Below are 17,097 nucleotides of genomic sequence, written 5' to 3' on the forward strand. Positions count from 1 at the left end.
ATTTAGGTATTTATTAAATTTATTTATTACTTATGCTTAGTATTTTATGCGCTTTACTTGTTTTAATTACCTTTGTAGAACTTAATACACACGTTTATGATTTATTCAATGACAGGTTACGGAAAATCTGTTTTGCAACTGCCTACCAAAAAAATAACTATAGAGTTAAAATCTCTAAACAGCAAAAATCTTGATTTAAACGCAAGAATGCCTTCTATTTATAGAGAAAAAGAATTAGCCATTAGAAAACAATTGGCCAATGCTTTGGTACGCGGAAAAATAGATTTTTCTATATATGTTGAAGTTACAGGTGAAGACTCATCATCTCAAATTAACAAACCCGTAGTAACCCAATATATAAATCAGTTAAAAGACATTGTTGATGGCGATACCACTGAGCTACTAAAAATGGCGGTTAGATTTCCCGATGCTTTAAACACCGTTAGAGAAGAAATTGACGACAACGAATGGAAAGCCATACAAACCGAAATTAACAGCGCCGTTACCAAACTAACATCTTACAGGTTAGATGAAGGAAGTGTTTTAGAAGCAGACTTTATAAAACGTATTAAAACTATTGAAGACATTCTAGAAAAAGTAATAGAAATGGATCCGCAACGCGTTGAAGCCGTTAGAGAACGCTTACTAAAAGGTGTTGAAGAATTAAAAGAAAAATACGACGAAAACCGTTTTGAACAAGAACTAGTGTATTACATTGAAAAATTTGATATTACCGAAGAAAAAGTACGTTTAAAAAACCACTTAAACTATTTTATTGAAACCTTAAAAACTAAAGATTCTAACGGAAAAAAATTAGGATTTATTGGGCAAGAAATAGGTAGAGAAATAAACACCATTGGCTCTAAAAGTAATTACGCACCAATGCAACAATTGGTTGTACAAATGAAAGATGAACTTGAAAAAATTAAAGAACAACTATTAAATGTGCTTTAATTTGTAATAAACATAAATCTAATTCAAACTTCATTCAATTCAAAAAAACTAACTTTTGGAAAACAACACAAAAAAACAAGGTAAACTCATAGTATTTTCGGCACCATCAGGATCTGGAAAAACAACCATTGTTAGGCATTTATTAAGCAAACCCGAATTAAATTTAGAATTTTCAATATCTGCAACCTCTCGTGATAAACGTGGCACCGAGGTTGATGGTAAAGATTATTATTTTCTTTCGGCAAAAGATTTTAAAACAAAAATTAAAAACGAAGATTTTTTAGAATGGGAAGAAGTGTATAGAGATAACTTTTACGGCACTTTAAAAACTGAAGTAGAGCGTATTTGGGCCATGGGTAAACATGTTATTTTTGATATTGATGTATCTGGTGGCCTACGTATAAAACGTAAATACCCTGAACAAACTTTAGCCATTTTTGTAAAACCACCAAGTATTGATGAGCTTAAAATAAGGCTAAAAAAACGACAAACAGAAAGTGCTGAAAAAATAAGTATGCGCGTTGCAAAAGCATCGGCAGAATTAGCAACAGCACCTTTGTTTGATGAAATTGTGATAAACGATAATTTAGAAAGCGCCTTTAAAGATGCCGAAGCTTTGGTAAGCAAATTTATAAACTCTTAGTTATGAAAGTTGGGTTATACTTTGGGTCTTTTAATCCCATTCATATTGGGCACTTGGTTATTGCCAACCATATGGCTGAATATAGTAATTTAGATGAAATTTGGTTTGTAGTAACGCCACACAATCCGTTTAAAAAGAAAAGCTCATTACTTGATAATTACCAACGTTTAGAACTTGTATTTAGGGCTACCGAAGACTACCCAAAACTAAAACCCAGTGATATTGAGTTTAACCTACCACAACCAAATTACACAATTAATACTTTAGCGCATTTAGAAGATAAATACCCGCAGCATCAATTTAGTTTAATTATGGGTGAAGACAATTTAAACCATTTTCATAAATGGAAAAATGCCAATGTTATTCTAGAAAATTACAATATTTACGTATATCCAAGAATTTCAAAAGATAACCCAACCTCACAATATAACAACCACCCAAAAATTCAAATGATAGATGCTCCAATCATGGAAATATCTTCAACTTTTATACGCAACGCCATAAAAAATGGCAAAAATGTACAACCACTACTATCAAAATCTGTTTGGACGTATTTAGATGAAATGAATTTTTACAAACAATAAATTTGTAAAAACACCTTAAAAGTATGAAAGAATTTTTTTCAAACTTAATAATTAAAACATGTTTTTAAACCGAAAAAATAGTATTTTAGCTAAAGTAATCTAGAGTTCAGCACAAAATAATGAAAAGTAAAAATTCCAACTTCTATGTTGTTGGTATAGGTGCATCGGCAGGCGGTTTGGATGCTATACAAACCCTCTTTGACCACATACCAAATGACACTGGGATGGCATTTATAATCATTCAACACCTCTCACCCGATTTTAAAAGCTTAATGCCAGAACTGCTTAGTAAACACACCAATATGCCTATTTTTACGGCCGAGGATAAGCAGACCATTAAACCTAACACTATTTATTTAAACCAGAGGAATAAAAACCTACATATAAAAGGTAATAAACTCTATTTATTAAATAAAGGCCCAAAACACAGTTTAAATTTACCAATAGATATTTTTTTTCACACCTTAGGTGAAGAATTTAAAGAAAAAGCCATTGGTGTTATTTTATCGGGCACAGGGTCAGACGGTTCTAGAGGCATAAAAACTATTAAAGAAGGCAACGGCACCTCTATTGTGCAAGATCCAACAACAACCCAATTTGATGGAATGCCAAACTCTGCTATACACACTAATGCTATTGATTATGTTTTAAGCCCCAGAAAAATAGCCGAACTTTTTCAAAAGCAAACAATAGACAAACAACTTATTACAAAAGAATTCCACAAAAGCAAATCAAACGAATCTATTGTAAATGATATTTTAACTATTATTTTTAGACATTCTGGTATAGATTTTAGAGAGTACAAGCGCAATACGCTTTTACGAAGATTAGAAAAACGCATGAATATTAACAACATTGAACAGTTGTTTGACTATGCATCGTTTATTGCTGGTAATGAAGAAGAAAAACGAATTTTAAAAGAAGATTTTTTAATTGGTGTAACCCGTTTTTTTAGAGATAGTGATGCCTTTAAAATTTTAAAAGAAACTGTAATACCTAATATATGTAAAAACAAACCAGAACATGAAACTGTTAGGGTTTGGGTTGCTGGCTGTTCTACTGGTGAAGAAGTATACTCTATTGCTATTTTATTAGATGATTACATACGCACACATAAATTAAAGCTAGATTACAAAATATTTGCTACAGATATTGACACCAAAGCACTTGCAATTGCTGGTATAGGTTCATATCATATTAATATTATTAATGAAATTGAGCAAACATACCTTGAAAATTATTTTTTAAAAACTGGCGATAAAATTCGTATTTTAAAGCGTATAAGAGAGCGTATTGTATTTTCTAACCATAACCTAATAAAAGACCCGCCTTTTATTAGAATGGATTTAATTTCGTGTAGAAACTTACTTATTTATTTAGATAATAAAATTCAAAATAAAGTAACCAACAGTTTTCAGTTTGCGCTAAACAAATCTGGTTATTTATTTTTAGGAAACAGTGAATCTTTAGGAGATATTTCAAAATATTTTAAACCCGTTGATGTAAAATGGAAAATTTATCAAAACATATCTGAAAACAAAAAATTTTCACCTTCAAAAAACAATCTATCAGAGCGTATTAGTACATATGCTTATAAGACACCAACTAAAATAACAGAACCTGCTAAATATATTTCATCGCCTGAGGCACCCGATGTTGTGTTTCATAAATATTTAAGTAAAAAATATAGTCCGTCTGCAATATTTATAGATAGTCTTTTCAATATTTTGTTTATAAAAGGTGATGCTGGTAAAAAACTATCACACCAAGAAGGCGTTTTTCAAAATAATTTATTAAAAATTGTAAACCCTGAAATAGCCTCCATAATTAGAAGCGGTATTAGGCGGCTAAAAACAGAAAAAAAAGATATAATAATTAAAGATGTTATCAATGTAGTTAACAACAATAACTACACATTTAACCTAACATTCCATATCCCAAACGACAAGTTTAACTTACAAGATTGTTATTTAATAGAATTTAGCGAAGAAATTGCAATAAACCACGATAACCCTTTGTTAATAAGCAACATAACTGCTGATGAAATTTCAAATCATCGTTTAGAAGATTTAGAAAATGAGCTGGCTGTTGTAAAAACAGAATTGCAAAATACCGTTGAGGAACTTGAAACCAGTAACGAAGAGTTACAATCTTCAAACGAAGAACTTATGGCTTCAAACGAGGAGCTGCAAAGTACCAATGAAGAGTTACAATCTGTTAACGAAGAGCTATATACCGTAAATTCAGAGCTTCAAGAAAAAAATAAAGAACTCACAAACTTAAGTAATGATGTAACCAACCTTTTAGATAATACAGATATTGGCACCTTGTTTTTAGATACCGATTTACGTATTAGAAAATTTACACCAGAATTAACTGATGTTTTTAATTTAAGAGAATCTGACTACGGAAGAACACTTTCTAGCTTTACATCAAACTTTGACGAAACCATTAGAAACCAAATTATTGAAGACTCTAAGCTTGTTTTAGACAAACTCATAACCATTGAGAAACAAGTACAAGACAAAGACAATAATTTCTATTTAAAAAGAATTAGCCCGTTTATTACCACCACAAAATCTATTGATGGTGTTGTAATAACCTTTAACAATATTAACAAACTAAAAGAAACCGAAAAAGAGTTAGCTCATACAGATTTAAAATACAAAATGCTGTTTGAAAACTTAACCGAAGGGTTTTTCCATTGTAAAATAATTACCGATGAAAAAGGCAACCCCGCAGACTGGGAATACATAGCCGTAAACGCTGCATACAAAAAAATAACTGGTATTGATGTTACTGATATTAGAGGAAAAAAGGTTTCAGAATTTTTCCCTAAACTAGCCAATGAACCTAATAAATGGATTAAAAATTATGCCGAAATAGCTTTTTCTGGTGAAAAAAGAACCATTGAAGGCAATGTAGATGCTTTAGGTAAATACTTTGTTGTTAATGCCTTTTCTCCTAAAAGAGGCGAATTTGCAGGTACAATTTCAGATTTAACAAAAGTGAAAAAAAGTGAAATTGAGCTTAGAAAAAGTACCGAAGAATTAAAACGCATACAAGAAATAACCCAAATTGGTAGCTGGTATTTAAATTTAGATACAGATGAAGTTACATGGACTATAGAACTGTATAAAATTTTTGACTGCGACCCCAACTTACCGGCACCAAGCTTTACCGAAAGTAGAGCCTTTTTTACCGATGAAAGCTGGAAAATTCTTGAAAATGCGGTTGCCGAAACATCAAAAACAGGCATACCTTACGAGGTAGAATTAAACATAATATCTAAAAAAGGCAACAAACGTTGGCTTTGGGCACGTGGTGAAACTGTTTTAGATAATAATGGTGATGTAATTGGTTTAAGAGGTGCAGCACAAAATATTACAGACCAAAAAATTACTGAAAGCGAACTTATAAAAGCTAAAAAAGTGGCTGAACTTGCTAATGCACACAAAAGCCATTTTCTAGCCAATATGAGTCATGAAATTAGAACACCTATGAATGGTGTTTTAGGATTTTCAGAGCTGCTTAAAAACGATCAATTATCAACCAATGACAGGCTTAAATACCTTGAAATTATAGATAACAACTCTAAACAACTTTTAAATTTAATTGATGATATTATTGATATTGCCAAAATTGAATCAAATGAAATTAAAATTGTAACCAAACAATGCCACGTACCTAAGCTAATTAATAATTTAGAAATAACCTATAACCAACTTAAACGCACTAGGTATAAAAAAGAAGTTACTTTTAAAGCTTATATACCCGAACAGCATAAAGATTTAGTTATTTTAACAGATCCGCAAAGGCTGCAACAAATAATTTCTAACTTACTAAACAACGCACTTAAATTCTCTAACAAAGGCGAAATTTCATTTGGTTTTACTGTTGAAAAAAATAACCTAAACTTTTTTGTAAAAGACCAAGGCATTGGCATACAAAAAAGCAAGCAAATGGAAATTTTTGAACGCTTTAAACAAGTTAACTATAATGATAACGCCAACTACGGAGGCACAGGTTTAGGGCTAGCCATTTGTAAAGGTTTAGTAAATTTATTAGGTGGAGATATTACTGTTAGCTCAGAGTTTAATGTTGGTACAACCTTTAAGTTTTACATACCTTTAAAAATAGGTAAAATACTACCAGACAAAAAAGAAACAATAGATTTAGAAACCGTTAAATCTTTAAAAGGAAAAACTATTTTAATTGCTGAAGACGACTCTTTAATAAGGCTATTGTTTAAAATAGTACTTAAAAATACTGGCGCCAACTTACTTTTTGCAAATAACGGTAAAGCGGCCATAAAAGCACACAAAGAAAACCCTAAAATAGATATTTCTTTACTAGATATAAGAATGCCACAAATGAATGGTATTGATGCCTTAGATGAAATTATAAAAATAAACCCTGAGGCTAAAGTTATCATGCAATCTGCGTATGTTATGCCAGAAGAAAAAGAAAAATGCTACAGCAAAGGTTGTGTTGGCTTTTTAACAAAGCCTGTTGTAAAAGAAGAATTGTTTGAAGTTTTAAATAAATGGACTAATTAAATGGAAATAGCAATAATAGCGCATGACGGTAAAAAGGCTGAAATGGTTCAGTTTTTAAACCAACATAAAAATAAATTTCAAGAAAAAAATATTACCATAATATCTACCGGTACTACCGGAAGTAAAGTTGAAAACGCAGGTATTGAGGTTACTAAAATGCTTTCTGGCCCTTTGGGTGGCGATGCCCAAATAGCAGCTAGAGTTGCCGAGGGTAAATGCAATATGGTTATTTTTTTTAGAGACCCACTTGAAAAGCATCCGCATGAGCCTGATGTAAATATGCTTATGCGTTTATGTGATGTTCATGATGTGCCACTTGCTACAAACCCTGCAACCGCAGAGTTATTGGTTACAGCTATTTAGCTTAGTATTTTATTTAAAAAAGAAACCGCCTAAAGTAACAACACTTTAAACGGTTTCTTAACTAAATAACCAACCAAAAAATTTGTGAAACTAAGTTTGGTGTTAACGCAAACTAGTTTTTACTTATATTTTAAATACTTCTTTTACTTTCTCTAGGGTTATCTACCCTTTTATTTTTAAACTTTCGTTTCTTTTCTACTTTTATTTTACTTGTACTGTCAGCATTTTTTAAATACTGTATGTAACCTCTTCCTTTAAACTCATACACTGTTTCAGATGATGGGTGATAAAGCTCTATAGTTACATCATTAATAACGCTCAATTCAAAGTATTCATTGTTGAAGAAATCATAATCTAATGTTAAAGTTTTTAAGTGCATATTTCCTGCCACATTTCCAACGCCATAAACCCCAGTATAATCCCACTGTAAATTATTTACGTTTGTACCCGAAGCATCTTGCGAACTCCAAAACTCAGAATCATTGCCGTTAGCTAAAAAGGCTAAAAAGTTTTCATTATCAAACTCATTAATGGCTCCAAAATCACTAGTATATGTTTTTTCCCAAGCCTCGTATTCTTGTAAGAAATAATGAATATTATCATAAAACACAAAATCATAATCAAAATTACTACGCTGGTAACCATTTAAAAAGTATGATGTATCATTATCTGGGTTATACAGTTCAATAGTATTTCCATCTACTTGATACACATCAAAAGTTGAAAACCCATCAATATCATGTTGTACATCTAAAATCATATTGTAAGCATCATATTCAGCCACATCAATTCCAAAGCCATTTCCGCTATTACCCAAACCAACAATATTGTTGTTTGCATACATCACTCCACCTCTAAAAGATACTGTAAAAGCCTTTTGTAAAAACGGTGTTTCACCATAACCTTGTGTGGCATTAATATCTACATACCATAATTCATAAGAGCTTAATAATTGATTTATTGAAATTGGAGGTTCTTCAACATAATCATCAACATGAACTTCGGTATAACATGATGTAAATAAGCTGGTAATTAAAACAAAGCTTAAAAGTAATTTTACAGTCTTCATAATCTCGTTATTTTAGGGTTTATATGTAAATAGATTTCAAAACCTGTGCCAAAAAAATGTTATTAATACATTAAGCGGCTTTTGCCTTTAATAATTTTGTGTACTTTTGAACAGCTAAAAAAGACAAACTTTTTATGGAAAAGCCTTTAAAATACGCAGTTTTTGGTGGCGGAAGTTGGGCAACAGCCATTGTGAAAATGCTGTGTGAAAATATTACTGAAGTTGGTTGGTATATGCGTAGTGTTTATACCAAAGAACATATTTTAAAAGAACAACATAACCCTAATTATTTAAGTTCTGTAGAGTTTCATTTAGAGCAATTAAAGCTTAGTAATGATATAAATGAAATTGCAGAATGGGCCGATGTTTTGTTTTTTGTTATTCCTTCAGCATTTATACATGATGAATTAGAAAAACTACATGTTGATATTTCAAACAAAATAATAGTATCTGCAGTTAAAGGTATTATGCCAGAATCTGGCTTATTGGTGGGCGAACATTTTCATCAAATTTATAAAATACCTTATGAAAATATAGCGGTTATAGCAGGCCCGTGTCATGCCGAAGAAGTAGCATTAGAGCGCTTATCATACCTTACGATATCTTGCTCTGATACTCTTAAAGCCAAAATAATAGCTAAAAGTTTATCTTCCGATTACATAAAAACTAAAATTAGTGATGATATTATAGGTGTTGAATACGCCGTAATGCTTAAAAACATTTATGCCATTGCTGCTGGTATTGCTCATGGTTTAGGCTATGGCGATAATTTTCAAAGTGTTTTAATGAGTAATGCCATTAGAGAAATGCGCCGTTTTATTAAAAAAATGCATAAAATGAAACGTAACATTAATAACTCTGCGTATTTGGGTGATTTATTAGTTACGGGTTACTCAACGTTTTCACGTAACCGTATGTTTGGCAATATGATTGGTAAAGGCTACACTGTAAAATCTGCACAAATGGAAATGAATATGGTTGCCGAAGGTTATTATGCCGCAAAAAGTGCGCAATTACTTAATGAAAAAAACTTAAAAAAAACCAGGCTACCTATTATTAATGCGGTTTATGAGATACTTTACGAAAACAAAAACCCTAAAAAAGTATTTAAAAAACTTACTGAAAAATTAGATTAAAATTAACGTTTACAACGTATGGTGTAATTTAGTTTAAACTACATTTGCATCATGAAAAAGTTAATTTTCTTTTTATTAACGCTTAGTTGCTTTTTAAGCTTTAACACCTTTGCTGTAAATACTAATGGTAAAGATGTAGCTGTTATTGCTGAAATTACTAATACCAATAATAATGCGTATTTAAGTAATATTTCTCAGCCTAACAAAGTTGCTATTCATGCTAATAATGCAGAAAACATTGTATTTAACCTAGTTGACACGGTTAGGCACACACAACCAAATATTGCTTTTGGTGGTTTTACAAACCTTAAACATCAGGTTACTTTTTTCTCATTAGCATGTGGTGTTATATTAAAAACACAAAACAAAGTATTTGTGCCGTTTAAAAAAACGGACATAATCTTTCCGTTTCACAACCATTTTTAAGTTACGTGTTCTCTTTTATTCTTTTATGTTATTTGGCTTAAAAACAATTAAGCCACAATAACTTCTTACACTTATTTTAACTTAAAAACATAAATAAAATGGACACACAAAGCACCATTATTGGTATTATTATAGCCCTAATTTGCGCTGTACCTTTTATACTTTTTTACATATCTAAAAAAAAGCAAAAACAAACATTAGTGAACACATTAAATACCGTTGCCCAAAAACACAATGCAACAATTACAACATTTGAAATTTTTAACACATCAATAATTGCTATTGATACGGTAAATAATTTAGCATTTTATATTAAATATGATAAAAGCACTGTTGTAAACCTTAAAAAAACCGAGCATTGTTTTTTAAATGTGAAACACAATAATAAAAACGTTATAATTTCGGCAGATATTTGTTTTAAACACTTATTAAACCAAGAGGGAAGTTTTAATGTTTACGATGAAACACAAGACCCGCCATTAAATGGTGAAACTATTTTCTCAAAAAAATGGGTTAATACCTTTAATAAACATATTAAAATAGCAGCCTAATAAAAAACGTGTGTCTGTTTAAAAATAGCATTTTAAGCAGGCACATTTACTTTACCAAAACACCTTTTACATCCATTAAAGGAATAGGTTGTAACGCGTTCAAGTTTATGGTGTTTTTTCTGAATAAGTATGTTTTATCAAACATTTTATTGCCTTCAAAAAACGATACTTTAAACGTATTATTAATTTCAAACAAAGCCTCTTGCATCAACTCTATCTTAGCATAGCTTTTTTTGGGTAGTTTATCTATTTTTTTTCTAAAAACCGATGTTGTTTTACCTTCAGCATAACCACTGGTAACAATAATTACCATATCTAAATCTACCGTTTTATCATTTATAATATAGGCATTCCAATCTTGGGTTTTATAAGTTTCGTTATATTCATTAACAACGGCTACATAAACACCTTCAACCTTTGGTATTTCAATATCCTTTTTCATTTTAAAAGCAGTTTTATACGTGCAAAAATAGTGGTTTAAACATTTATGTTTTAAATAAAAACTTTAATTTAGTTACATATCAGCTATTCAACATTAAACTATGCCATTCTTAAAATCAATATTCAGTATACTTTTAGTATCATTATTCCTAATTTCTTGTAAACCTGAACCTTCAAAAACCACAAAAAAACCCAATGTACTTTTTATTTTAGTTGATGATTTAGGTTTGAATGATTTAAGCTATACAGGCAGTAATTTTTACGAGACACCTCATATTGATAATTTAGCCGAAAACGCCACCGTTTTCACTCAAGGTTATGCCAATTGCCGTGTTTGTAGTCCTTCGAGAGCAAGTATTTTCACTGGAAAATTTACTGCTAGACATGGTATAACCGATTGGATTGGTGCCAAATCTAGAGAAGCTTGGAGAGAACGTAAACGCCATGACAAACTGCTACCTGCAGCATACAACCACAATCTACCACATGAAGATATTTCTTTAGCTGAAGCTATGAAGAATGCCGGATATAACACCTTTTTTGCCGGAAAATGGCACTTAGGCGACAAAGGATCTCACCCAGAAGATCATGGTTTTAACATTAACATTGGTGGTTATGAAGCCGGCGGTCCTAGAGGTGGTTATTTTTCTCCTTGGAACAACCCAAAACTCCAAAATTTGCATGATGGCGAAAACCTAACTATGCGCTTAGCTAAAGAAACTTCAAACTTTATAAAGAATAATACAAAACAGCCGTTTTTTGCATTTCTATCGTTTTATGCAGTACACGGACCAATTGAAACCACCCAAGAAAAATGGCAAAAATACCGTGATAAAGCAGTTAAAATGGGTATTGATAGTACGGGTTATATAATGGAGCGCGTACTACCAATTCGTCAAAAACAAGACAACCCTATTTATGCTGGCTTGGTTGAAAGTACTGATGATGCTATTGGCGAAGTTTTAAACACCTTAAAAAACCTAGGTATTGATGATAATACTATTGTAATTTTCACTTCAGATAATGGTGGAGTGGCTTCTGGTGATTCGTTTTCAACCTCAAATTTACCATTAAGAGGTGGTAAAGGCTACCAATGGGAAGGTGGTATTAGAGAGCCGTATTTTATTAAAGTACCTGGTGCAAAAGCTTCACAAGTAAATTATCCTGTTATGGGCTCAGATTTTTACCCTACTATTTTAGATTTAGCTGGCATTAATTTAATACCAGAGCAACATGTTGATGGTGTTAGCCTAAAGCCTTTAATAAAAGACAACACTTTTAAAATGGAAAACCGGCCCCTGTATTGGCACTATCCTCACTACGGAAATCAAGGTGGCGAACCTTCTTCAATAATTAGAGAGGGTAACTGGAAATTAATTCATTATTGGGAAGATAACCGTAATGAACTGTATAATTTAGAAACAGACCCTTATGAAAAAAATAATATAGCTGAAACACAAATTGCATTAACTCAAAAACTAGAAAAGCAATTATTAAATTGGTTACATAACGTACAGGCAAAATTTCCTGAAAAAGATAGTTTATATGATGCTGAAAAAGACCAACAACGTGATAACAATATTATAAACACCCTATTACCTAACAAGGAAAAAGAGCGTTTAAAAGTACTATCGGAAGATTTTAAACCAAATGCAAATTGGTGGAATAGTAAAATAACTAACGATTAATAAAAAAGAAAGAGGATTTAAATAGTAATTATTTAAACCCTCTCTCACAAACCAAAACAACAATCAAACCTAAATCATAGTAACTATGATTTAACTTTTTCTTTATGTTTTTTAAATACTATTTCCAACCACCACCAAGTGCTTCGTATAAAGTAACCACGCTAAGTAATTGTTGTAATTTGTTATCGATCACATTTAATTCGGCATTAAGCGCACTTTCTCTTGCGGTTAATAAATCAAGGTAATTAGCTAAACCGTTTTGCAATAATTCTTCTGAGTTTGCTTCAGCTTGACGTAGTGCTTCAACTTCATTTTTACGATATTCAAATTTTTCGGTTTCGGCGTTGTAAACGTAAAGTGCGTTAGACACTTCGTTTCCTGCTGTTAACAAGGTTTTCTTAAAGTTTAACAATGCTTGTTCTTGTTGTGCTTTAGCTACTTCGTGCTGTGTTTTTATTTTTCGCTGATTAAAAATGGGCTGTGTTAAACCACCAATAACTGTTGCAAATAATGAATTGGCATTAAATAACTTATCTAATTCTAAACTTTGAAATCCGCCACTTGCCGTTAAGGTTAACGATGGATAAAAATTACTTTTTGCCACATTGGTTAGCTCAAACGCATTGATTAAATTATATTCTGAAGCAATCACATCTGGTCTGTTTCTCAACAAGGTTGCTGGCACGCCAAGTGTAATGTTTTCATCTAACTTTTGCTCGGTTAACTTGCTACGTTCAATTGGTTCTGCAGGTCTTCCTAATAAGAAATTTAAGGTGTTTTCGGTTCTAAAAATAGCTGCTTTTAAATCTACTTTTAACGCTTTGGCGTTGTTAAACTGCGCTATGTATTGGTCTACCGCAACTTGTGTTACGTTTCCGGCATCTTTTAATGCCTTAATAGTGTAAACACTACTGTCTCTTGTGGCAATGGTTCTTTCAGTAATTTCTAATTGCTCATCTAACGCTAATAACTGATAATAGGTTGATGCTATTGCCGAAATTAATTCGGTTTTTACCGCTTTATGCGCTGCTACTGTTTGTAAATAACTAGCTTCACCTGCACGTTTATTACTTCTTATTTTACCCCAAATATCGGCTTCCCAAGATAAACTTCCTGATAATTCGTACTGATCTACAGACGAGAAAAAACCACCAAACTGACTGTTTTCAGACAGTTCTTGATGTGTTGCCTGCGCTGTACCAGTTAGCGTTGGTAAATAACCTGCTTTACCTTGTTTCATATACGCATTAGCGATAGCAATTTGTTGAATAGCCACACGAATATCTAGGTTGTTTTGAAGACCTTCTTCAATATATTGCGCTAAATATTGGTCTTTAAACATATCTTTCCACGATACATCGGCTAACGATATACTGTCTTGTGGTAAGTTATCGGTTCTGTACAAATGTTCTGTTTCTTCTAATTCAGGACGTGTGTAATCCTTCGCCACAAAACAACTTTGCAGTGTTAGCGCTAGCATTAAAACTAATGCGCCTTTACTAAAATTTTTATTTATAGTCGATTTCATTTTTTTAAGCTTCAATTGTTTCTACTTCTGGTTTACGCGATACTTTTTCTTGTAACCATTGGAAAAAGATGAATAAAATTGGGATAACAAATACACCTAAAATGGTTCCTATTAACATACCACCTGCTGCACCTGTACCAATAGAATTGTTTCCTTCGGCACCAACACCTTTGGCTAATACAAGCGGCATTAACCCAAGTATAAAGGCGAATGATGTCATTAAAATTGGTCGTAAACGTGCTTTGGCACCATGAATAGCTGCATCTACTATACCTTCACCTTGTTTGCGTCGTTGCAATGCAAACTCAACAATAAGTATGGCGTTTTTAGCCAACAGACCAACCAGCATTATCAGTGCAATTTGGAAGTAAATATTGTTTTCTAATCCGAAGAATTTCGTACTTATATACGCACCAAATACACCAAATGGCAGCGATAATAACACCGAAAATGGTAAAATATAACTCTCGTACTGCGCACTTAATAAGAAATACACAAACAGAATACTTAAGATGAAAATAAACGTGGTTTGGTTACCTGCATTTACCTCTTCTCGTGTTAAACCAGAATAGGCAACGGTGTAATTACTTGGTAATTTTGCTACTTCTTCTTCAATCACTCTAATGGCATCACCTGTACTAAATCCAGGATTGGTTGCACCTGTTATATTTGTTGAATTAAATAGGTTGAAACGCGTTACCGATTGCGGACCATACACACGTTTTAAGGTTACAAACTGTGTAATTGGCGTCATTTCACCAGAACTTGTTCTAACATACATACTGTTTAGGTCGTTTTCATCTGCTCTGTCTTCTGGTAAGGACTGAATGTACACACGATACTGTTTACCAAATCGGCTAAAATCTGAGGCGTAAATTCCACCTATATACCCTTGAAGCGTCCCGAAAATACTGTTAATAGCCACACCTTTTTCTTTTGCTAAAGGCACATTAACTTCCATTTCGTATTGCGGATAATTAGTGTTGAATGCCGATTGCGCATACTGAATTTCTGGATGACTCATTAAGGCTGCTGCAAACTCTTTATTTGCTTTATCTAAATCGGTAAATTCACCACCGAATTTGTCTAATAAATTCACCTCAAAACCAGCTGAGTTACCAAAACCACGAATACTTGGTGGCGAGAAGAAAATAATTTTTGCTTCTGGAATGGTAGCCGCAATACCAAATAATTTTCCGGTTATGGCTTGTGCAGATAAGGCTTCAGATTCTCTTTCAGACCAATCGTCTAACTTCACGAAACCAATACCAAAGTTACTACCAGCACCACTAATTAAACTTCGTCCTTTAATAAAACTGGCGTCTGTTACACCATCAAGGTCTTTAATTTTTGCGTATAATTCTTTAGTTACTGCTTCGGTACGGTCTAATGATGCACCTGCAGGTAATTCTATGTTAGCAAAAATAATTCCTCTATCTTCATTTGGTACAAAGCCTGTTGGCGTTGTTGTTGCAGCCCAATAAATACCTACACCAGCAATGATTAATAACATTACTGATACAAACTTATTTTTATATAAAAACTGTAATGACTTACCGTATTTATTCACCGTTGCATCAAATCCTCTGTTAAATAATGTATAGAATTTTTGAAGTGCATTTTTTCCTTTTAATTCTTCATCATCTTTATGTTCTTTTAATAACAATGCACACAATGCCGGACTTAAGGTTAAGGCATTTACTGCTGAAATTAAGATGGCAATAATTAAGGTTACACCAAACTGCTCATAAAATACACCTGTTGGACCAGTTACAAAAGTTACCGGAATAAATACTGCTGCCATTACCAACGTAATAGAAATAATAGCACCCGAAATTTCACTCATAGCCTTTAAGGTGGCGCCTTTTGGTTTTTTCTCACCTTCATCCATTTTGGCGTGTACGGCTTCTACCACAACAATAGCATCATCTACCACAATACCAATAGCCAACACTAATGCGAAAAGTGTTAATAGGTTTATGGAATAGCCAAAGACATTCAAGAAAAAGAAGGTACCAATAATAGAAACCGGTACTGCAATTGCAGGAATTAATGTAGAACGGAAATCTTGTAAGAAGATAAACACCACTAAAAACACCAGTAAAAAGGCTTCTAAAAGTGTGCTAATTACCTTATCTATAGATGCGTTTAAGAATAAACTTGTATCGTAAGGTACAAAGAAGTTTAAGCCATCAGGCAAACCTTGTTCTACATCGTCTAAGGTGGTTTTTATGTTTTCAATAATTTCGGCAGCGTTAGATCCTTTGGTTTGGAAAATTCCCATAAATACCGCTGGATGACCTAAACTTGTAGCGTTAGATGAATAGGATTGCGCATCTAACTCGATATCTGCGACATCTTTCAAGCGTAAATATTCGCCATTTCCTAAAGCTTTAATTACGATGTCTGCATATTGTCCTTCTTCTTTAAATCGTCCGCTATACTTTAAAATATACGAAAACGATTCACCATTATTTTCACCTAAAGAACCAGCTGCAGCTTCTAAATTCTGCTCGTTTAAAGCAGCTGTAATATCTGATGGAATTAAGTTATAAGCTGCTAATTTTTCAGGTTTTAACCAAACACGCATAGCATAATCTTGTTGCGAAAATACAGATACATCACCAACACCTTTAATACGCTGCATTGCAGGAATTACGTTTATTTTTAAGTAATTCTGAATAAAAGTAGCATCATAGTCTTCACTATCAGAATACATAGCAATAAACATTAATGCACTGGTTTCTTGCTTTTGCGTTACAATACCAGTTTGAATAACTTCTGAAGGTAACAACGGATTTGCACGTGCTACACGGTTTTGTACGTTTACCGCAGCAATATCGGCATCCATAGTTTGGTCGAAATACACGGTAATTTCGGCAGTACCATTATTTGATGCTGTAGAAGTAATATACGTCATACCTTCTACACCATTAATTTGCTCTTCAATAGGTACAATTACACTCTCTAAAACAGTCTCTGCGTTTGCACCTGTATAGTTAGCCGTAACTTTAATAGTTGGCGGCGCAATATCTGGGTATTCCTCTATAGGTAAGGATGTTATACTGATAACACCTAGTATAACTATGATAATAGAGATTACTGTTGAAAGCACTGGTCTTTCAATAAATGTTTTTAACATAACTAATAAATAT

The 17,097-nt window shown here is 32.6% G+C and carries 13 protein-coding genes; 9 read left to right on the forward strand and 4 right to left on the reverse strand.

Annotated features, from left to right (window positions below; translation table 11 throughout):
- The first annotated feature begins 96 nt into the window (after positions 1 to 96).
- The 5 genes from ACXAG4_RS04500 (at position 97) to ACXAG4_RS04520 (ending at position 7,103) form a co-directional block, all read left to right on the forward strand.
- Positions 97 to 954, forward strand: a complete 858-nt coding sequence (locus ACXAG4_RS04500; protein ID WP_475294875.1) for a YicC/YloC family endoribonuclease — start codon at positions 97 to 99, stop codon at positions 952 to 954.
- 55 nt (positions 955 to 1,009) lie between these two features.
- The gene (gmk, locus tag ACXAG4_RS04505; protein WP_475294876.1) at positions 1,010 to 1,597 is read left to right on the forward strand and encodes a guanylate kinase; all 588 of its coding nucleotides are present in this window, start codon (positions 1,010 to 1,012) and stop codon (positions 1,595 to 1,597) included.
- A gap of 2 nt (positions 1,598 to 1,599) precedes the next feature.
- On the forward strand, positions 1,600 to 2,181 hold the full coding sequence (gene nadD, locus ACXAG4_RS04510) for a nicotinate (nicotinamide) nucleotide adenylyltransferase (RefSeq protein ID WP_475294877.1): 582 nt from the start codon (positions 1,600 to 1,602) through the stop codon (positions 2,179 to 2,181).
- Positions 2,182 to 2,300: 119 nt separating this feature from the next.
- Positions 2,301 to 6,740 (forward strand): chemotaxis protein CheB, encoded by a 4,440-nt coding sequence (locus ACXAG4_RS04515; protein ID WP_475294878.1) that lies wholly within the window; start codon positions 2,301 to 2,303, stop codon positions 6,738 to 6,740.
- Entirely contained in the window at positions 6,741 to 7,103 is a 363-nt protein-coding gene (locus tag ACXAG4_RS04520) for a methylglyoxal synthase (protein ID WP_475294879.1), read from the forward strand. It begins immediately after the preceding gene.
- A 130-nt stretch (positions 7,104 to 7,233) separates the two neighbouring features.
- Here ACXAG4_RS04520 and ACXAG4_RS04525 read toward each other — a convergent pair whose 3' ends face one another.
- The gene (locus ACXAG4_RS04525) at positions 7,234 to 8,172 is read right to left on the reverse strand and encodes a nicotinic acid mononucleotide adenyltransferase (RefSeq protein ID WP_475294880.1); all 939 of its coding nucleotides are present in this window, start codon (positions 8,170 to 8,172) and stop codon (positions 7,234 to 7,236) included.
- A 134-nt stretch (positions 8,173 to 8,306) separates the two neighbouring features.
- Between ACXAG4_RS04525 and ACXAG4_RS04530 the strand changes: the two genes are divergently transcribed.
- The 3 genes from ACXAG4_RS04530 (at position 8,307) to ACXAG4_RS04540 (ending at position 10,285) form a co-directional block, all read left to right on the forward strand.
- Positions 8,307 to 9,308 carry an NAD(P)H-dependent glycerol-3-phosphate dehydrogenase gene (locus ACXAG4_RS04530; RefSeq protein ID WP_475294881.1) on the forward strand — a complete coding sequence of 334 codons (1,002 nt, stop codon included), beginning with the start codon at positions 8,307 to 8,309 and terminating at the stop codon, positions 9,306 to 9,308.
- 51 nt (positions 9,309 to 9,359) lie between these two features.
- The gene (locus ACXAG4_RS04535; RefSeq protein ID WP_475294882.1) at positions 9,360 to 9,734 is read left to right on the forward strand and encodes a hypothetical protein; all 375 of its coding nucleotides are present in this window, start codon (positions 9,360 to 9,362) and stop codon (positions 9,732 to 9,734) included.
- 98 nt (positions 9,735 to 9,832) lie between these two features.
- On the forward strand, positions 9,833 to 10,285 hold the full coding sequence (locus ACXAG4_RS04540; protein ID WP_475294883.1) for a hypothetical protein: 453 nt from the start codon (positions 9,833 to 9,835) through the stop codon (positions 10,283 to 10,285).
- Between the two features lie 46 nt (positions 10,286 to 10,331).
- Here ACXAG4_RS04540 and ACXAG4_RS04545 read toward each other — a convergent pair whose 3' ends face one another.
- A complete protein-coding gene (locus ACXAG4_RS04545) occupies positions 10,332 to 10,727 on the reverse strand; it encodes a hypothetical protein (RefSeq protein ID WP_475294884.1) in 396 nt (131 codons plus the stop codon).
- A 100-nt stretch (positions 10,728 to 10,827) separates the two neighbouring features.
- On the opposite strand from ACXAG4_RS04545, the gene ACXAG4_RS04550 reads away from it, so the two are divergent.
- Positions 10,828 to 12,414 carry a sulfatase gene (locus ACXAG4_RS04550; protein WP_475294885.1) on the forward strand — a complete coding sequence of 529 codons (1,587 nt, stop codon included), beginning with the start codon at positions 10,828 to 10,830 and terminating at the stop codon, positions 12,412 to 12,414.
- A 118-nt stretch (positions 12,415 to 12,532) separates the two neighbouring features.
- Here ACXAG4_RS04550 and ACXAG4_RS04555 read toward each other — a convergent pair whose 3' ends face one another.
- Together ACXAG4_RS04555 and ACXAG4_RS04560 are read right to left on the reverse strand one after the other, a co-directional pair.
- Entirely contained in the window at positions 12,533 to 13,942 is a 1,410-nt protein-coding gene (locus ACXAG4_RS04555; RefSeq protein ID WP_475294886.1) for an efflux transporter outer membrane subunit, read from the reverse strand.
- Between the two features lie 4 nt (positions 13,943 to 13,946).
- Entirely contained in the window at positions 13,947 to 17,084 is a 3,138-nt protein-coding gene (locus tag ACXAG4_RS04560) for an efflux RND transporter permease subunit (protein ID WP_475294887.1), read from the reverse strand.
- Positions 17,085 to 17,097: the final 13 nt, after the last annotated feature.

The sequence above is a fragment of the Seonamhaeicola sp. ABD4_175 genome, assembly GCF_056160885.1.